Raw genomic sequence first — 18,305 nt, forward strand, 5'->3', positions numbered from 1 at the left:
AATCCGACACGAGGTGAGGACCCATGCTGCTGTTCAGTGAATATCTGCGGGAGCTCATTCAGGCCAAAAAGTGGTCGGTGTCCGCGCTGTCCCGGATCTCCGGCGTGGAGCGGACCGCGATCTCCAAGACCCTGACCGGTCAGCGGGTGCTGCCCTACGACGCCCTGGACGCCCTGATCGATCATCTGCGGCTGTCGCCCAGCGAGGAGCAGCGCCTCCGGGCCTATTACGACACCCAGTTTGAAAAAGAGGGGCTGCGCCGGTCCAGAGAGCTGGTGGACAAGCTCCTGGCCGACCTGGTGGACCTGGATTTCTCCGCGCCGCCCTTTGAGGAGACCCGCCTGTTGGTGGATCTGGAGGGCTATGCGGGCGACCGCTCCATCTTCTCCGGGGTCACCAACGTGCAGCCGCTGCTGCGCATGGTGCTCTCGGAGGAGCTGCGGCGGCCCGATGCGTCGGTGGATCTCACCGTGCCGCCCTCGGATGTCTTTCTCAACGCGGAGCTGCGGCGGCGCTATCTGGACGGACCGGTCACCGCCGAGATCCGCCAGATCATCGCCTTCGACGCCTCCGGCGCGGCCGAGGACATCAATCTCCACAACCTGGAGTGCTTCTGCCGCATTTTCCCCCTGTGTCTCCTGTCCAAGCGGCACTATCACCCCTATTACTACTACGATAACTCCCTGACCGCCCGCTATACCGACCCCTTTCCCTACTTTCTGGTCACCCACAGCTGCGTCGTGTGCCTGTCCGAGGACGGGCGGCACGCCATGCTCCTGCGCGGCTCCGATCAGGTCACCGGCTACCGCCGGCACTTCCAGTCCCTGCTGCGTCGGTGCCGGGAGCTGATCCAGTACACCGCCGACCCCATTGAGATCCTGGAGTCCTATCAGCGCTGCACCGACGCGGACGGCTTTTATATGGTGATGGACCAGCCCTGCTTTGGCCGCTTTTACGACGAGACCGTCATCGGCCAGTACCTGCGGCCGGGGCTGCCGTTCTATGACCGCCTGGAGGAGACCGCCCGGCGCCGTTTTGCGGGCCTGCGCTCCGCGGAGCGGTTCCACACCCTCTTTACCCAGAGCGGGCTGGAACGCTTTGCCGCCTCCGGGTCCCTGGACGATTTCCCTACCGACCTCGTCGCGCCTTTCCCGCCGGAGGTGCGGCGGCAGCTCATGGCCGAGATGGCCCGGCTCATCCGCGCAGGTGAGATCACCGGGCGGATTCTCCTGCCCGGCACCTTCCCGGACTATCTGAGCATGCACACCTCCCAGCGCTCGGGCATCGGCTTTTTCACCACCGAGCGCTTTCCGCTCCAGGACGGCTTTTGTTCGGTCCAGACCCGGGAGCCCAATCTGTGCCGGGCCTTCCATGGGTGGCTCACCCACCTGCCCGACAGCCCCCAGGCGTTGAGCCGGGAGGAGACCGCCGCCGCGCTGGAGCGCCTGGCCCGGGAGACCGCCGGATAACGGTTTCACAATACATGCACCATTGGAGGATGAGAGAGGAATGAAACGCAGAGTATTTAGCCTGTTCCTGGCACTGATTCTGGTGCTGGGCGGCGTGATGCCCCTGGGCGCGCCGGGCGGCACCGCGCAGGCCGCCGCTTTCCGGGATGTGAGCAGCGGCGCCTGGTACGCCGACTATGTCCGCCGGGCCAGTGAGGAGGGCCTGATGGCCGGCACATCTGAGGACCGTTTTTCCCCGGATACCACCCTGACCCGGGCCATGTTCGTCACCATCCTGGGCCGGCTCCACCAGGTGGACCCGGACGACTACCGCCAGAGCACCGCCTTTGTGGACGCCCCGAAAGACAGCTGGTACGGGCCCTATGTGAACTGGGCCAGCCAGCATGATATCGTCAGCGGCTACGGCACCTGGACCTTTGGCTCCGACGACCCCATCACCCGGGAGCAGATGGCCTCCATCCTGGCCCGGTACCTGGAGTTTCTGGATGTGGAGCTGCCGGACGGGGAGGACACCGTCTCCTCCTTCCGGGACAGCGGCAAGGTGTCCAACTGGGCCCGCCAGGGGGTGGAGCTCATGCGCCGCACCGGCATCCTCGCCGGTGACCAGAACCGCAACTTCCGCCCCGGCGCCACCGCCCTCCGCTCCGAGGCGGCCACTCTTTTTGTGCGCCTGATGGACGCCCTGGCCGCCGCCCAGGAGGAGACCGTCACCTTCGCGGAGGACAGCAAGGCCATCATCGCCCTCTATGAGGACAGCACCCTCACCGGCTACGCCAAGGACTATGTCAGCGCCACCACGGACAGCCAGCGCCGGGAGTACGCCAACGAGATCTTCAACTACTTCCGCGCCTGTGAGGACGAGGGGACCATCCAGGATCTGAGCTGGAACCAGACCGAAAACGTCTTTTATTTTGAGAGCGCCACTGGTATTCTCTGCATGTACGAGCTGCAGGAAGAGGAGGATGTCTCCGTCTTTGGTGCTCCCGCGGGTGAGGTCTACGCCGGCACCACCACCCAGACCTCCAACGGCACCTATCTCTCCGGAAAGAAGGCCGTCATTCTCTCCGGTTTCCCCAAGACCACGAATACTTACACCGAAACCTATCTGGACCTGATCGGGATTCTGGGCAATGCGGAGACCCGGCCCGATCTGACCGTGGACTACCGGGCCGAAGCCACCGTGGCCGACTTCCGGAGTCTGGATGATCCCACCGTGGTGGTGGTCAACTCCCATGGTGCCCTTTATAATGGGACCCCGGTCATCTGTCTGGAGGAGGCGGTCACCAGCTCCAAGAACCAGACCTATCAGAATCTTTTGAATCAGGGCTATATTGGCTTCTCTGACGGCACGAACTCCAAGCACAGCAAGTACATCATCTTTCCCTCTTTCTTTACCGGCATCTACGGCTCCTACGGGCTGGAGGGTTCCCTGGTCCACCTGTGCTGCTGTGACGCCCTTTCCAACGACCAGCTGGCCAATGCCCTGCTGGCTGCGGGGGCGGAGACCGTCAGCGGCTACACCGCCTCCGTCCAGACCACCTATGACCGCTCCTGCACCACCGCCTACTTCCGCTCCCTCATGGAGGGAAAGAGTGTCGCCGTGGCCTACACCGATGCCACAAAGGCGGTCAACGGAAAGCAGGACACCTATGCCGGAGCCACCTTCCAGGTGAAGGGCAACCGCTTGGTCTACCTGGTCAGCTCCTCCCAGCTCACCGGCACCGTGTTCAATCAGAATTCCGTGGGCATCGCGGGGGCCACCGTCACGCTGAAAGCGGGCGGCCAGACGCTGGCCACGGCCAAGACCGCCTCGGACGGCTCTTACTCCCTGCCGTGCAGCTGGGACAAGACCAGCTACACCCTTCTGGTCCAGGCCGACGGCTTTGCCGACAAGGAGGACCTGCTCTACACCCAGGTGGCCACCCACGATGTGACCCTCACGCCTTCCGCCAGGGGCGCCCTGAAGATCACGGTCAAGAGCGCCGATGGCGAAAACCTGGGGCTCTATAATATCCATGTAAAAAATCAGAGCGGGACCACCGTGTGGAAGAAATCCGACGGGTTTTCCAATCAGAGCACAGCCACCGAGACGGCCACGGATCTCACCCTCAACACGGAGTATAAGATCGAGGCCTCGGCCAGCTTCTATACGGCGGTCAATCAGTCGGTGCGCGTGAGCCAGGACGGGCAAAGTGTAGAGATCGAGCTCTACCGGGGCACCTACGGCTTCAAGGGCAAGGTGGTGGACGACGCCACCGGCCGCCCCATCCAGGGGGTGAAGGCCGAGCTGACCGCCAAGTCGGGCAATGTCTACGGCACCGCCACCACCGACAGCACCGGCAGCTTCCAGGTCATGGGCAAGGCGGGCCTGGTGCTGTATACGCTGCGCCTGTCGGGCAACGGCTATGAGACCATGACCGATTTGGGCAGCGGCAAGATTCTTAGCCTGAACGAGCCGGTGGATCTGGGCACCATCCGCATGACCGCCGCCGGGGGCAGCACCCAGCCAGTGGACCCGGAGCCCAGCCAGCCGGTGGAGCCCTCCCAGCCGGAGCAGGACGGGGAGTACACCCTGATCTACACCGCCGAGGACCTGACCGCCATTTCCAGCAAGAGCGGCCAGTACAAGCTGGCTAACGACCTGGATCTGACCGACTATCCCCGTTCTGTCGTGGGACTTTTGACCAAAGACACCGTGTTGGACGGGGGCGGACACACTCTCCGGATCAACCAGCGCAATCAGTTCTTCGGCGGGGTCATCTCCAGCAACTACGGTACCATCCGCAACCTGAATGTCACCGGCACGGCGGTTTTTGAGGACGAGGGCACCTCGGAGTTCGGCGGGATCTGCGGCATAAACTACGGCCTGATTGAAAATTGCAGTTTTAACGGCACCATCCGCTCCAGCACGGCCATCAATAATAATGGCAGCCTTAGCCAAGGCATCGGGGGTATCTGCGGTCGAAACAGCGGGACCATCCGCAACTGCACCGTATCCGGCTCCATCTCCCTGACTCTGGACATGAGTGGCTGGGGTGTGGGCGGCATCTGCGGTTATGCCGACACAGTCGGCGTCCTGGAGAACTGCATCAACCGGGCCACCGTGAGCGTCCAGGTGACCGGAGGTTACTACGAAGTGTCACGGCGGGCCTATGTGGGCGGCATCTGCGGCTACTGTAACGGCTATGAGGATATCTACCTCACCGACTGCCTGAACACGGCCAACATCACCGCCAAGACCACCAAAGGCACGACCCGTGCGGCGGGCGTATGCGCCTGGTCCGGCACACTGGAGGGCTGCGCCAACACCGGCGCGTGTATCACGGCCACCGGCACCTACTTCGTACCAACTGACCCTTACTCCGGCAGTATAGCTTATGGAGTGGGACACGGCGAGGACTCCACCTGCTACTGCTCCGACGCCACCACCCTGGTGGATGCCAGCGGCACACGGAATGTTGCCGAGGACTCCAATCTGATCCTGCGTACCACATCGGAGATTCTGGAGATGTGGTAACGCCCGTCGGAACCCACCGCCAGAGCGAAAAATCCCCCCGGATGCAGTGCTTGCTGCATCCGGGGGGATTTTTTCGGAAATGGAGCGCGGAGAGGCTTACAGCCCCGCAAAGACCCGCATGGCCTGTTCGGCGTCGGACTGCATGGCCTTCTGGGCGGCCAGAGCCAGATCGTGGAAGAAGGTAATGTCCTCCCGGGCAAGAAGCTCCTTCACCGCCTGGGTGCCGGCCTTGGACATGTAGCTGTAATAATTGATTTTCCGCAGGCCGTTGGCGATACCGGTGCGGTAGTCCTCCGGCGAGACGCCGGAGCCGCCGTGCATCACCAGGGGCAGGCCGGTCTTTTGGGCGATCACTTTGACCCGCTCCAGGTCCAGCACGGGCTTGGACTTGTAGATGCCGTGGGCGGTGCCGAAGCTGGGGGCCAGGGCGTCGATGCCGGTTTTTTCGCAGAATTCCACCGCCTGCTCGGGGTCGGTGTACACCGGGCCGGAGGCGCTGGCTCCGCCGCCCTCCCGGGAGGCCAGGGCGCCCAGCTCGGCCTCCACGCCGCAGTTATAGCCCTTGGCCATGGCCACGGCCTTCTTGGTGTTCTCCAGATTTTCCGCATAGGGGAGGGTGCTGCCGTCGTACATCACGCCGGTGAAGCCCAGCTCCAGCGCCCGGGCCATGTAGTCCAGGGTCTCGCAGTGGTCCAGATGGACGCAGACGGGCACCTTGGCGCGCCGGGCGGCCTCCAGCATCACGGGGCCGATTTTGTCCAGAGGGGCCACGTCCTCGTGCAGCTGGGCGTGGGAGAGGATGACGGGGACGTTCAGCTTCTCCGCCGTGTCCACCACGGCCAGGATGCACTCCAGATTGGGCGTGTTGAACGCGCCCACGGCGAAGTGTTTTTCCTCCGCCAGATTCAGGATCTCAACCAGATTGACAAGCATCTTTCTTACCTCACAAGTGGGCGGACGGCGTCATAAACGCCCTTGTACCGCTCGTAAATTACCATGTAAGCCCGGTGCAGCTCCGGGCGGGGGTAGTAGGTCTCCATCTCCTGTACCATGTGCCCGGCGGCCTCCCGGAGGTCCGTGAAAAGCCCTACCGCCACGCCGGTCAGCATGGCCGAGCCCACGGTGCCCGCGTCCACGGTCCGCAGGGCCGTGATGGGGAGATTCAGGATATCCGCCTTCATCTGCATCCACACCTTGGAGCGGGCGCCGCCGCCGGTGGCGTGGAGGCGCTCAAAGCGGATGCCGGAGCCCAGGAGGGCCTCGTAGTTGAGGCGCATCTCATAGGCCACGCCCTCCATGCAGGCGCGGTAGAGCTCTGCCGGGGTGGTGGAAGTGGTGAGCCCCAGAATGGCTCCCTTGGAGCCAGTGTCCATGTAGGGGGTGGCGGCCCCGGCAAAGTGGGGCAGCACCAGGAGGCCGGTGGGGGCGTCACCGTGGTAGGCGCGCTCCATGGTCTCGTTGGTCTCGCCCTTTCCGAAGGTCTCCATGCACCACTGCATCAGGGCCCCGCCAGTGTAGGAGAAGGCGTAGGCCACATATTTGCCGGGCACCACATAGGGCACCACGGAGAAGAAGCCCTTGCGCATGACCTCGATGTCGGGGATGTGGTCGTAGATGGGGGTGAGGCACTCCACCGTGCCCGCGCCGTCCACCGCCACGCTGCCGTCGAAGGCTCCAGCACCCACAGCGGCGGCCACTTGGTCGTGGCTGACCGACACGATGACACACGCGGGGCTGAGGCCCGTCCGTTGGGCGGCCTCCGGAGTCACCGTCCCGGCGGGGGTGCCGGTGGGGACCGGCTCGCTCAGAAGGGCGGGGTCGATGCCGGCGGCGTCCAGGACCTCTTTGCTCCACGTCAGGGTGTGGATGTCAAAGGCCATGGTGCGGCTGGCCAGGGAGTAGTCGATCTGGGCCCTGCCGGTGAGATGCCGGACCACCAGATCCTCAATGAGGTGGATGTGTCTGGCGGCATCCCAGACCTCCGGGCGGTGCTTCTTCAGCCACATCAGCTTGGAGATGGAGTACATCTCGTGGGGGGCAAGGCCGGTGATGGACGCGATGCGCGCCGCGCCTAGCTTGTGGACCAGCTCCGCGCACTCCTCCGCCCCCCGGGGGTCGGTGTAGAGCATGGCGTTGTGGAGCGGCGTCCCTGCGCCGTCCACCAGCACGCAGGTCTCTCCGAAGCTGGTGACGCCGATGCCCTTGAGGTCCGGGTACTTGGGACCCAGCTCGTGGAGAACGGCGTACACGCTCTCCAGAAGGGCGGAGAGGTCGATCTCATGGGTCCCTGCGGAGCGGCACACGGGGTAGTCCCGATAGGCCTTGTCCACCTGATTCCCGCTCTCATCGAACACCGTCAGCTTGCAGCCGGTGGTGCCGATGTCCAATCCTGCGATCTTCATAGCTCAGTCCCGGTCGATGTCCACCCAGTCGTAGTGGAGATAGGTGGTAAAGGCTTCCTTCAGAATGTCCTTCATGTGGCCCACGCCCACGCTGGTGTGGTGCTTGAAGCCGCCCCGGGCCAGCCGGATGAGTTTATCCTCCATGTGGGGAATGTGGCACACGCCCGCGCAGCCGAAGTAGCTCTCCTCGATGGGGTCGCCGGTGAACTCCGCCTCGGAGGCGTAGACGATGATCTTGCCGTCCTTGGTCTGGCAGTTGGAGAGGGTGGTGGGGAAGGGGCGGATGCGGCCCTCGTTGCTGCCCCAGCCGGAGCCCGGGTCGGTCTTGTCGAACATCTTGTGGTTGGTGACGGTGCCCTTGCCGGTCATGAGGGACTGGGCCACCGGGCCGCAGTGGAAGAGGATGACCTTGTCCTCCTCGTCGCCGTAGTTGTTGTTCCAGTCCAGCACGGCGGTGGGCTGCTCGCTGGCCAGGCTCATGGCCCGCATGGTGATGGCCGAGCACATGTCGATCTCGCAGGAGGCGGCGATGCCCCGGTCGTTGAGCTCGGAGAGCAGCACGCAGGGGCAGATGCGCAGGACCTGCTCCATCTCGTTCCAGCAGCGGAGGGCCAGGGCGTCCAGGTGGTAGGCCTCGATGTAGCCGTCAATGGCCACCGAGACCTTGGCGAGGGTATTCTTGTTGGTCTCCGGCACCCGGGAGAAGTCGGTGTAGGCCTCCAGATGGGCCCGTTTGGCCACCACCTTCGGGTCGTCGTCGGCCATGTGCTGCACGGTGTGGAAGAGCTCGCTCAGGTCGAAGGACTCCACGTTGATGCCGTACTTCTGCAGGGCGATCTCGTCGAAGCGGGTGGTCTTGAAGGCGGTGGTCCGGGCGCCGATGCAGCCCAGGTTGAAGCGGCGCATGCCGTTGACCACCCGGCAGATGGCGGCGAAGTCCCGCAGGTTCTCCTGGAACTTGGGGCTCAGGGGGTGCACCACATGGGGCTTGAGCACCGTGAAGGGCACGCCGTACTGGGTAAACACGTCGGTGACCGAGAACTTGCCGCAGAAGGCGTCCCGACGGTGGGCGAAATCCATTTTGCCGATCTCGTCGGGGTAGGCCTGCATGAGGATGGGCACCCCCGCGTCCTGGAGGGCGGTGATGGCGCCGTTTTCGTCGGCGAAGATGGGCATGGAGAAGATGACACCGTCATACTCCCCCTCGTGCTCCTTGAGCCACTTGGCGTACAGCAGGCCCTCGTCCCGGGTCTCGATGCCGCCGTAGCGGGTCAGCTCCGCGTCCATGGCGATGTAGTGATAGCCCGCGTCGGTGACGGCTTTGATCATATCCTCCCGGGCGCCGTAGATGAGTTCTCCCGGCATAAAGCCGCGGTTACAGAAGGCCAATGCAAAGGTCATAGGTTTTGCCATGTTACTCTCTCCTTTTCCGGTCATTTGGATCTTAGAGCTGTGCAAATGTGATTTTTACAGTGTGATGGACGCTCTCGAAGGCGTTCAGCACCGGCAGGGTGCCGTTTTCCCGCTCGTCGTGGCGGCCCATGATGTAGCAGTTGGTGGGTTCCAGGCCCAGGACATAGTCGCCGCTGGCCATGCTGCGCCACTGGGAGAGGATGGGGAGCGTGTCTCCCGACCAGGTGAGGTCCATGGCCACCCCCAGGGCGGGATTTTCCAGCCGGGCCCGGAAGTCCCGCTTCATCTTCTGGAAAAAGACCCGCTCCTCCTCACCGGGGATAGGTCGATCGAAGGTGCACTCCCGGCCCAGGCCGGTTTTGGCGAATTCCGTGCGGGGGATGGTCTCCCGCTCCGGCGGCAGGATCAGCCTGGCCTCCTCGCTCAACAACGGATAGCCGAAGTTGCAGTGGTAGATCTGCATGAACGCCTCGTCCCGGGGCGTGCGGTTGGTCACCGTGTCCTCCACGGTGACAGATGCGCCGAAGACGGGGATGCGGATGGTGCGCTCCACCTCCAGCACGGGGCCGAAGAGGGCGGTCTCCCGGACCGTCCCCCGGACGACGACTTCTTCCCCCTCCACCCGGGCGGAGATATGGTCGGCGGCCAGGGAGTGGTAGCGCCCGTGGAGGGGGTGCCACTCGCCGCCGTCCCGGTTGGCCGGGCCCGCCGAGCGCAGGCCGCAGGTGTACAGGAGCCCGCCGGGGAAGGTGTGGACGAATTCGTCCTCGTGGGAGCTGATGGCGGCGGGGCTGTCGTAGCCGTTCTTGCTCATCCAGCTCATGTTGACGCCCCGATAGCGGCACTGGCCGATGTCCAGTCCCGCGTCGGGCAGGAGGTCCAGCGCCAGCCCACCGGCGGTGTGGACCTGGATGAGCTCAGTGCCTTTTGCCGTTCCCTCATTCACCGTTACCCGGCGCAGCGTCACCAGCTGAGCGGGGTTTCCCAAATAGCCTTGCCGGAGCAGTTCGTCCATCGGATATTCCTCCCTTTCTGCGAGCGGATGGAGTTTCTTCCTTGCCTCTATTATAGAAAGGGCCCCCGGGAACGTATAGGGAAGATCGTTCTTTTTTCTTTATTTTTGTTCGCGGGCGTGGTACAATTTCAGCGTAAGATTTTGTGCAGTTTGTGGGGTGGACGTCATGATCTCCGTCTTTGACCAAACCAAGCTCCAGGGCCTTCTGAAGGACTTTTATCAGCTCTCCCGCATCCGGATCACGGTCTTTGACGAGGACCGGAATGAGCTGTGCTCCTACCCGGAGGACATCCCGGCGTTCTGTCAAATCATCCGCAGCTGCGAGGCGGGGGAGCGGGCCTGCGTCCGGTGCGACAAGGCCGCCTGTGAGCGGGCAGCCCGGGAGCGAAAGACCCAGATCTACCGCTGCCACGCGGGGCTCACCGAGGCGGTGACGCCGCTGATCGTCCACGATGTGCTGGTGGGCTATCTCCTCTTCGGGCATGTGTACGCCTACCCGGACCGGGAGAGCGGCTGGGCGGAGATCCGCCGCTGCTGCGAGGGCCTGCCTCTGGACCTGGAGGCCCTCCAACAGGCCAGCCGGGAGCGCCCGCGGCTGGAGCCGGAGTATGTGCGCTCCGCCACACAAATTCTTTTAGCGGTGGCCTCCTACCTGGTGATGGAGCGGATGGCCACGTTGCAGAGCGACCACCTGGCGGTCCAGATCGACGAGTACCTCTCGGCCCACTTCACCGAGCGGGTGCGGGCGGCGGACCTCTGCCGCCGCTTTCAGATCGGGAAAACGCAGCTCTACCAGATCGCCAAGCAGCTCTACGGGTGCGGCATCTCGGAGCATGTGCGGGCCCTGCGGGTCAAGCTGGCCAAGGAGTTGCTGGAGGAGCGGCCGGAGCTGTCCCTCGCGGAGATCGCGGTGCAGTGCGGCTACCACGACTATAATTACTTCATCCATGTGTTCACCCAGGCTGTGGGCACGCCGCCCGGTGCGTTCCGCCGCGGCAAGTGAACGGAAACGACAAGCCCCCGTACCGAATTCACTCGGTACGGGGGCTTGTCGCGCTGTTTTATTGATGAGGAGGAGACGATGAATTACAGCCGGGGCCCGGTTTTATAGACCCGCTCTCCCTCCTTGACGACCTTACCGTCCTTCATGACAAAGGCACAGGAGCGCAGAGCCTTGAGCTCGGTCACCGGGTCCTGATCCCAGGCCACGATATCCGCCAGCTTGCCCGGCGCAAGATGGCCCAGGTCCGGGCGCTCCACGATCTTGGCGCTGTTGCTGGTGGCGACCTTCAGGGCCTTAAAGGGAGTGACACCAGAGCGCACCATGGTCTCGTACTCGCGCCAGGCGGGCAGCATGGGCTCCACCGCGCCCAGATCCGTGCCGTAGCCCACCAGCAGGGTCCCGTTCTCGATGTGCCGCACCAGTGCCTCCCGGCTGCGGCAGAGCTTTTCGTGCTTGATGCGGTACTTTTCCGCCATATAGGCGGGCACGCGGCTCAGCTCGTCCTCATCCAGGAACACGCCGCGGTCGAAGAAGCACATGGTGGGGACGATGTACACGCCCTTTTCCGCCGCCAGATCGTAGGTCTCCGGCGAGAGCAGCGCGCCGTGCTCGATCCCGTCCACGCCGTGCTGGATGGCCAGGCGGGCCGACTCGTCGCCGTAGATGTGGGCCGTGGCTTTCCGGTTGCAGCTGTGGGCCGTCTCGATGATGGCCTGAATTTCTTCCTCCGACATATGTCGGTGCTCCGGGTCATCGTGAGGCGTGGCGAAGCCGCCGTCGATGTGGAACTTGATAAAGTCCACATTGTGGAGGAACTCCGTGCGCACCCATTTCTGGAAATGGGCTGCACCGCTGCCCAGATTGGGGGACTGGGCCACCGGCTGCACATCGGGGTCGGAGATGAACTGCCGCAGGTCGGTGTGACCGCCGTCGATGCCGCCGCTGTGACCGCATACCACATAGCGGGGGCCGTCCACGATGCCGGCGGAGATGGCGTCGCGGATGTCCACACAGGTCCAGCCCCGCTCCACATAGCAGCAGTCCCGCACCAGTGTGAAGCCGTGCTCCAGCAGCTCGTTGAGGTGCCGAAGGATACCGAGGGCGCGATAGGTGGGGGTCTTGAGCAGGAACTCGTTCAGGATGGCGGGCACATTCTCGTTGTGGTATCCCACCGCATGGTCGTGGATCTCCATCAGTCCGGGGGTGACCACCTTGTCCGACAGGTCGATCACCCGGTCGGCGGCTTCGGCGGGGATGCCCTGCTCCACCTGGACGATGCGGTTTCCCTCCACCAGAATGTCGGCCTGTTCCAGATACCGCTCCTGAATGCCGTCAAAAACCTTGCCGCAGTGCAGCAAAATCCGTTCCGTTTTTCCCATGTGAGACCTTCCTTTCCAAAGTAGTGCTCAGCGGTCCTTGCGGGCCGGAGCGAGACAGATGTTCTGGAGTACCAGGGTCACCGCCGCCAGCACGGCAAAGAGGACCCAGGCCGCCAGATAGCTTCCGTTCAGATCAAAGATCTTGGCGCAGAGGGTGGGGCCGACGATGGCGCCCAGACCGGTGGAGACATTGATGAGTCCCACCAGATCGGCGTAGTCCCGCTCGCCGAACAGGGTGCTGACAAACAGCGGGGGAGCCACCGTGGGCAGAGAGGCGCCCAGGCAGTAGCAGATGATGTACAGCCAGATGATCCCATGCTGTTTTTGCACAAAGATCAGAATCACAAGACCCAGCAGCAAGGCTAGATTTCCCAGAAATGCTCCGCGTATCAGTCCGGCCCGATCCAGCAGCGTGCCGATAACGATTTTACCCACGGTCAGAGACCCCACCGCTACTGCGCCCAGGGTGGCGCTGGCCGAAGAGGAGAAGCCGATGTCGGAGAGATAGGGGATCTGGTGATTCAGAAGCGCCGCATTGACCAGAGACATGAGCAGAACGGAGAGGAAGAGCATCCAGAATACTCCGCTCTTCTTGGCGGCCGCGGCACCCATGCCGGTGACCGCGTGCTGGTCCTCCGACGGCACATCGCCCAAACGCACCAAGCCCTTGCGAGCGGGGGTCTCCACGATGAGAAAGAGGATCAGCGGCAGGACGATCACCGCGATGAGGACCGCGTTGATCTGATAGGCGGTGCGCCAGTGGAAGCGGTTGATGATGTTGTTGAGCAGCACGGTCAGCAGCATACCGCCGACGCCGCTGCCGGCGAATACCAGACTCATGGCCAATCCCTTTTTCTGCTTTCCGAACCAGTGATTGACCAGAACGGAGACCGGGATGGTGGTGATGCCGGGCAGCGCAAGGCCGGACAGCGCGCCAAAAAGGTAGAACTGCCACACGGCGCGGCACAGGGAAAATCCGAACAGGCTCGCCGCCACCAGCAGGCAGCAGATCCCCATGACCACGCGTACGCCCAACTTCTGGATCAGACGTCCGGCGAAGAGGGAACCGACGATGAGGCCCAGCGCCATACAGGCTGTCGAGATCGCAAAGGATGCCCGGTCGATGCCCAGATCCTCGGTGACCGGTTTGATGAACAGGCCCTGGCAGGAGACCACGCTGGCATAAACCAGCGCCATGATGAGGAAGCCGCTTACGACGATCCACCAGCCGTAATACAGACCTCTTGTATGCTCTTTCACTAAAGTTCCTCCTTTTTCTGGTTTGCCGGCATGTTCATTATAACGGGATTCCGGCTGGACGTGGTAATACCCAGATGATATAATGACTATAAATATTTAATATAGCTGTGCCCTTACCCGGACCGGTTTCGAGCCCGGAAGGGCATATGCCGGACGATGGGAGGAATGGTCTGTGGATTTCCGCTGGCTTTGTTACGCCGTGATGGTGAGCAGGACCGGCTCCATTTCCATGGCGGCCAAGGCGCTTTTTACCTCACAGCCCAATGTCAGCCATGCACTCAAACGCCTGGAGGAGGAGCTGGGGTTTCCGCTGTTCCTCCGTACCCCGAACGGGGTCACCCCCACCGAGGAGGGACGGCGGTTTCTCGCGGATGTGGGTCCTATCGTGGCGCGTTTTACCGAGGTCGAGAATTTCTATGCCGAGGGAGCGTCTCAATCCCGGCGGATAACAGTATCGGCCATCGACTCGGATGTGTTCTCTCACGCCTTCCTGCGTGCCTTTGCTCCCAAGGATTCGGAGCGTCCAGCGGAGGACTTGCGGGAGATCAGCTTTTATGAGACGGATATGGAGCATGTGCTGCAGGACGTCAAGCTGGGGCGCAGTGCAGCTGGGCTGGTCTATTTCCCACAGGTCGTAGCACGGAATATGGCGCGGCTGCTGGAGTATGAAAAGCTGCACTACACCCGCATTGGTACAGAGTGTGCCTATCTCCTCACCCGGGAGGACAACCCGTTTCTCCCGCCGGAGCCGGATCCCACGTTTTCCTGGCTCAGACAATGTGTTCTGGTGGATTATGATAAGCTTTTTCACGACAAAATGGCCTTCCAGCTGATGGAATTACCCTGGATCCAGGAACACCAGTTCAGCCGTGTTTTCCATTTGAGCGATCGGGCCACAAAATACTTTGTGCTGGAGTATTTGGCGGCTGGGATCAGCCTCTCCTGTTATCTGCCGCCGGCCACGCTCCGGCGCTATCACCTGACCCAGATCCCCTGTCCTCCGGTGGGAAAGATCGAGTTCGGATGCCTCACCCGGGAGGAGGACAGTACACCCTGGTTTTTACCGCCGCTGCTGGAGGAGATCCGGACGATTCTGAGTGGAGAGAGCGTGGCGCCTTATCATACAGAATAATGGAGGCCCTGCAGCCAATATGGCTGCAGGGCCTCCGTTAATAGGTTTGTTCAGTGCTGGAGGAAGGAACCATCGTCTGGAAGCTGATCGGGCGGATCGACAATAAAATGATAAAAGTCGGACTCAAACCGGAGCAGCATATCCTCTTTTCCCTTCACGATGTACAAACTGCGCTGTGCCTGCCCATCCAGTGGGAAACAGAGGACTTCTTCCAGTGCTTCCGCCCGGCGGACTTCATAGGCGGAGAGAACGGCGATGCCCATCCCGGCGCAGACCGCGTTCAGGATGGCGGACGCGTCCGCCATCTCCGAAATGATGTTGGGGCGCTGGCGGATGCCCTGCCGGGACAGGTACTGCTCAAAGGCGATCCGCGTGCCGGAGGTGGGAGCCCGGGCGATCATAGGCAGCGAGAGCAGCAGATGCTGCGGGAAGGAGAGGCTGCGGTCAAGCTGCTGATAAAACGAGGTATTGGGGGTCAGAACGACCAGATGGTCCGTGCAGACCGGGCGGTAGAGGAAGTTTTTATCCTGCCGCTCTGCGCCGCAGAATCCAATGTGTGCCTGATGCTCGGTCATATTGTCGGTGATGCTCCGGCTGTCGCTGGGGATGATCTTGAAAAAGACATCTGGATGCGTCTGTTGGTATTTTGCCAGTTTGGCTGGCAGGAAAAAACGGCCCGGGATGGAAGAAGTCACAATGCGCAGGACTTTGCGCTGTCCTTTCCCTTTGCGTGACTCGGCTAAAAGGGCATCCCGCCGCGCCACTGTGGCCACGGCAAAGCGGTAGAAATGGAGCCCCATTTCAGTGAGATGGAGGCCGCGGGTATTCCGGAAGAGCAGCTGCTGTTCCAGCTCTTTTTCCAACTCATTGATATGCGAAGTAATGGTGGACTGAGAGAAATGCAGCTTTTTTGCTGCGGAGGAAAAGCTGCGCAGCCGCACTACGGTAATAAAGGACTCCAGCTGAGAGAAATTCATAACGGCACCTTTCCAATCCGCGCGAGGAAGGTGAGCGATCACCTGCGGCAGAGTGCGGGCTGCCCGGTCCTCACTGGAACTTGTCTTAGAAATAAGAACATTATAACACGGAGCCGTGGAAGGTGTACAAGGAAATTTTTCTCGCACATGGTTAGACGGTTTTGTGAGGACCACCCCAGAAGGTATGACAGAACATCGGTAACATCACGCACAGGAGGAGAATTTCCGTGACGAGCTGCGCATAGGCAAGCCCCCAGACCGAAGCGACCGCATGGAGCAGGAAGAGTAGGGGAATCTCCAGCACGATCTTGCGTAGAACGGCAAAGCAAAAGGCCTGCTTGCCCAGACCGACCGCCTGGAACACACAGACCATGAGAAAGTCCGTGCCCAGGAGCGGAAGGGCCAGGCAGAATCCGCGCAGAAAATGAGCACCGTACCGCAGGACTTCCGGGTCTTTCAGAAAGCCCTGAAACAGAACCGGTGCCAGGACGAACAGCCCTCCCTGCATCAGAAGCAGAAAGACAAATTCCAAACGGAAGGTAAAAAGAATACTCTTTTTCATCCGGGAGAGATTGCCGGAGGCGTAGTTATAGCCCACCAGAGGCATGATCCCCTGAGAAAAGCCCAGAGCGATCTGAACAGGGACACTGTTGATTTTCTGGGCGATCCCCATGGCCGCCACGACGGCAGGCCCGTACCCAGCGGCCATGCGGTTCAGAATGGTCATGCCTGTGACGTTGAGCAGTGTCTGCACTGCGGCGGGGACCCCGACACCCATCAGGCTGGAGAGGGTGGGCCGGTCCACTCTGGCGCGGCGGAAATCCAGACATACAGAGCTGCGCCCCTTCCACACGGCGAGGAGAACCAGATAATAGACACAGGCCACACAATTGCACAGAAAAGTGGCCACGGCAGCCCCCTCCACACCCAAATCCAGCCACTGGGGCAGGATGAAGAAGGGGTCCAGCAGCACATTCAGCAGGCAGCCGCTGATGGTGCCGGCACTGGCGTGGAAGGCGGCGCCCTCGGCGCGGAGCTGGAAGGCCAGCACCACATTGGCCACGGCGGGTACAGCGCCCCAGACGGCAGTCCATTGGATGTAGCGGAAGGTGGCCTCTGCGGTCCGGGCGTCGGCGCCCAACAGGGTCAGCAGGGGACCGCGGCCCAGAAAGCAGCAGAGAGAGAGCGGAATGGCGCACAAAAGAGCACCATAAAGACCCAGCGCTGAACTGTGGGCAGCCGCCTTCGGTTTACCCTGACCCAACGCCCAGCTCATCAGACTGGAGCTGCCCACACCGAACAGGTTATTGATGACGTTGAGAAAGAGCATCAGAGGTGCGGCCAGAGTCACCGCCGCATTCTGGATGGGGTCGTTGAGCAGGCTGACGAAGTAGGTATCCGTCAGGTTGTAGAGAACCAGGATCAGCGAGCTGAGCATGGTCGGGATGGCCAGCCGGGCCACGGCGGCGGGGATCGCGAGGGATTCAAACAGAGTTTGACGATTGGGAGAGGCCATGGTCCGTACACGCCTCCTTTCAGTCTGCTGCCGCCAGGATATGGGATACGAAGCGGTCGCCCCAAGGCCCGAACAGGCGGTCCATCTCCTGCCAATAGAGCCGTCCGGAGATGGCTGGGTGGGGATTTGGAACATAGTGACGGGTATACCGGCCCAGAAGCGGGCGAAACAGAGGGTCTCCCACGATGCAGTCATAGGGGCCCTGCTCCCGGCAGCGGGCGATCAGCTCGTCCTCTTCCTGGACGGGGAAATACCCCGGAGCAGGGCTGTAGTGGGGAATTTCACAGGGGAAGCAGTCCCCCATCTGGACCTCCGGCACATGATAATCGTCCGTCAGACAGCGGCCCAGGGCCTCGTTATTCCAGCGGTCGCCCAGAAGGAGGACCCGGCGCAGCGGGGAGGAGGACTCTGGTGGAGCGAAGGTGGGCTCGGGAATGGGTTCACCGGCCAGAGCGGCGCGGACCTGAGCACGGAAACGGGCCTCCATTGCCGTGCCCACCGGGTATCCGGTGAGGAAGGGAGTCCCGTAGGTCTGCTGCAGACGCTTGGCCATCTCATACCCCGCGGAGGAGACGGCGATGTTCAGCCTGGACCAGGGCGCTCCCGCCATGGCGTGGACCAGGTCCGGCCTCCCCCAGCAGGCCACGCTCCGGGCGCCGCAGTCCTGCAAGAGAGCGGTATAGTCCCGGATGGCGGTGGAGTCCCAGCCGTCCAGGGTGGTGGCACCGAGCAGATGAACGTCGCAGCGGAGAGGCGGAAACACCCCGGGCTCCTGCTCGATCCGGTCCATCAGGGCGTGGAGCAGCAGGGACTGGCCCCGGTCATAGGTGGACAGGCCGTTGGTGGCCAGCCCGAAGGTGGGGATTCCGGTATCCCGCTGGATCTGACGGGCCAAAGAGGAAAAGTCCAGCCCCAGTGCGGCAGGGACCGGAGTGCCCACCAGAACGAGATACGCGCCGTCCACATACTCCAGCAGCCCCCGGACCTTGCGCCGGACCAGGTCATCCACCCCAAACACAGCGTCCTTTTCCCGGATCCCGCAGGAGAAGCTCCGTGGCATCTGCCGGAAGGCGTCGTAGCGGGGCTCCATGTAATAGAGCGATTGTCCGTTGCAGCCATGGGGGTCCACAAAGACCGTGAGGGCCTCTTCCTCAAAGAGGAGGGATGAGACACCGGCATAGTCGGGGGCGAGGGCGGGAAATACGCGGTATAGTTGCTTCAT

13 protein-coding genes are annotated in these 18,305 nt (G+C 62.4%); 4 read left to right on the forward strand and 9 right to left on the reverse strand.

Annotated elements, in window-relative coordinates; translation table 11 throughout:
* Window positions 1-23: 23 nt before the first annotated feature.
* Both B5G43_RS09275 and B5G43_RS09280 read left to right on the forward strand, forming a co-directional pair.
* Window positions 24-1,469 carry a helix-turn-helix transcriptional regulator gene (locus tag B5G43_RS09275; protein ID WP_087260535.1) on the forward strand — a complete coding sequence of 482 codons (1,446 nt, stop codon included), beginning with the start codon at window positions 24-26 and terminating at the stop codon, window positions 1,467-1,469.
* 40 nt (window positions 1,470-1,509) lie between these two features.
* Window positions 1,510-4,986, forward strand: coding sequence for an S-layer homology domain-containing protein (locus B5G43_RS09280; RefSeq protein ID WP_087260537.1), 3,477 nt, complete (start codon window positions 1,510-1,512; stop codon window positions 4,984-4,986).
* A 96-nt stretch (window positions 4,987-5,082) separates the two neighbouring features.
* Here B5G43_RS09280 and B5G43_RS09285 read toward each other — a convergent pair whose 3' ends face one another.
* From B5G43_RS09285 to B5G43_RS09300, 4 genes are read right to left on the reverse strand one after another with little or no spacing between them, the layout of a single operon-like run.
* The gene (locus B5G43_RS09285) at window positions 5,083-5,919 is read right to left on the reverse strand and encodes a class II fructose-bisphosphate aldolase (RefSeq protein WP_087260539.1); all 837 of its coding nucleotides are present in this window, start codon (window positions 5,917-5,919) and stop codon (window positions 5,083-5,085) included.
* A 5-nt stretch (window positions 5,920-5,924) separates the two neighbouring features.
* On the reverse strand, window positions 5,925-7,388 hold the full coding sequence (locus B5G43_RS09290; protein ID WP_087260543.1) for an FGGY-family carbohydrate kinase: 1,464 nt from the start codon (window positions 7,386-7,388) through the stop codon (window positions 5,925-5,927).
* A 3-nt stretch (window positions 7,389-7,391) separates the two neighbouring features.
* On the reverse strand, window positions 7,392-8,801 hold the full coding sequence (locus B5G43_RS09295; RefSeq protein WP_087260545.1) for a hypothetical protein: 1,410 nt from the start codon (window positions 8,799-8,801) through the stop codon (window positions 7,392-7,394).
* Between the two features lie 31 nt (window positions 8,802-8,832).
* Window positions 8,833-9,816, reverse strand: coding sequence for an aldose 1-epimerase family protein (locus tag B5G43_RS09300; RefSeq protein WP_087260547.1), 984 nt, complete (start codon window positions 9,814-9,816; stop codon window positions 8,833-8,835).
* A 166-nt stretch (window positions 9,817-9,982) separates the two neighbouring features.
* Between B5G43_RS09300 and B5G43_RS09305 the strand changes: the two genes are divergently transcribed.
* Complete coding sequence (locus B5G43_RS09305; protein ID WP_087260549.1) at window positions 9,983-10,819, forward strand: PocR ligand-binding domain-containing protein; 837 nt, start codon at window positions 9,983-9,985, stop codon at window positions 10,817-10,819.
* Window positions 10,820-10,902: 83 nt separating this feature from the next.
* On the opposite strand, the gene B5G43_RS09310 is transcribed toward B5G43_RS09305, so the two are convergent.
* Together B5G43_RS09310 and B5G43_RS09315 are read right to left on the reverse strand one after the other, a co-directional pair.
* Complete coding sequence (locus tag B5G43_RS09310) at window positions 10,903-12,198, reverse strand: amidohydrolase family protein (protein ID WP_087260551.1); 1,296 nt, start codon at window positions 12,196-12,198, stop codon at window positions 10,903-10,905.
* Between the two features lie 27 nt (window positions 12,199-12,225).
* Window positions 12,226-13,458, reverse strand: a complete 1,233-nt coding sequence (locus B5G43_RS09315) for an MFS transporter (RefSeq protein WP_087260553.1) — start codon at window positions 13,456-13,458, stop codon at window positions 12,226-12,228.
* A 172-nt stretch (window positions 13,459-13,630) separates the two neighbouring features.
* Here B5G43_RS09315 and B5G43_RS09320 point away from each other — a divergent pair, with 172 nt between their 5' ends.
* Window positions 13,631-14,590, forward strand: coding sequence for a LysR family transcriptional regulator (locus B5G43_RS09320; protein ID WP_087260555.1), 960 nt, complete (start codon window positions 13,631-13,633; stop codon window positions 14,588-14,590).
* Window positions 14,591-14,640: 50 nt separating this feature from the next.
* On the opposite strand, the gene B5G43_RS09325 is transcribed toward B5G43_RS09320, so the two are convergent.
* The 3 genes from B5G43_RS09325 to B5G43_RS09335 form a co-directional block, all read right to left on the reverse strand.
* Entirely contained in the window at window positions 14,641-15,567 is a 927-nt protein-coding gene (locus B5G43_RS09325) for a selenium metabolism-associated LysR family transcriptional regulator (RefSeq protein WP_087260557.1), read from the reverse strand.
* A gap of 151 nt (window positions 15,568-15,718) precedes the next feature.
* Window positions 15,719-17,083, reverse strand: a complete 1,365-nt coding sequence (locus B5G43_RS09330) for an MATE family efflux transporter (protein ID WP_158097394.1) — start codon at window positions 17,081-17,083, stop codon at window positions 15,719-15,721.
* A gap of 19 nt (window positions 17,084-17,102) precedes the next feature.
* Entirely contained in the window at window positions 17,103-18,305 is a 1,203-nt protein-coding gene (locus B5G43_RS09335; RefSeq protein WP_158097395.1) for a nitrogenase component 1, read from the reverse strand.

The sequence above is a fragment of the Flavonifractor sp. An92 genome, assembly GCF_002159175.1.
Lineage (GTDB): Bacteria > Bacillota > Clostridia > Oscillospirales > Oscillospiraceae > Pseudoflavonifractor_A.

Excerpts from the sequence above, each read along its gene's own strand:
- B5G43_RS09275 (WP_087260535.1), top strand. The coding sequence starts at position 24 with ATGCTGCTGTTCAGTGAATATCTGCGGGAGCTCATTCAGGCCAAAAAG.
- B5G43_RS09280 (WP_087260537.1), top strand. The coding sequence starts at position 1,510 with ATGAAACGCAGAGTATTTAGCCTGTTCCTGGCACTGATTCTGGTGCTG.
- B5G43_RS09285 (WP_087260539.1), bottom strand. The coding sequence starts at position 5,919 with ATGCTTGTCAATCTGGTTGAGATCCTGAATCTGGCGGAGGAAAAACAC.
- B5G43_RS09290 (WP_087260543.1), bottom strand. The coding sequence starts at position 7,388 with ATGAAGATCGCAGGATTGGACATCGGCACCACCGGCTGCAAGCTGACG.
- B5G43_RS09295 (WP_087260545.1), bottom strand. The coding sequence starts at position 8,801 with ATGGCAAAACCTATGACCTTTGCATTGGCCTTCTGTAACCGCGGCTTT.
- B5G43_RS09300 (WP_087260547.1), bottom strand. The coding sequence starts at position 9,816 with ATGGACGAACTGCTCCGGCAAGGCTATTTGGGAAACCCCGCTCAGCTG.
- B5G43_RS09305 (WP_087260549.1), top strand. The coding sequence starts at position 9,983 with ATGATCTCCGTCTTTGACCAAACCAAGCTCCAGGGCCTTCTGAAGGAC.
- B5G43_RS09310 (WP_087260551.1), bottom strand. The coding sequence starts at position 12,198 with ATGGGAAAAACGGAACGGATTTTGCTGCACTGCGGCAAGGTTTTTGAC.
- B5G43_RS09325 (WP_087260557.1), bottom strand. The coding sequence starts at position 15,567 with ATGAATTTCTCTCAGCTGGAGTCCTTTATTACCGTAGTGCGGCTGCGC.
- B5G43_RS09330 (WP_158097394.1), bottom strand. The coding sequence starts at position 17,083 with ATGGCCTCTCCCAATCGTCAAACTCTGTTTGAATCCCTCGCGATCCCC.
- B5G43_RS09335 (WP_158097395.1), bottom strand. The coding sequence starts at position 18,305 with ATGAAGCAACTATACCGCGTATTTCCCGCCCTCGCCCCCGACTATGCC.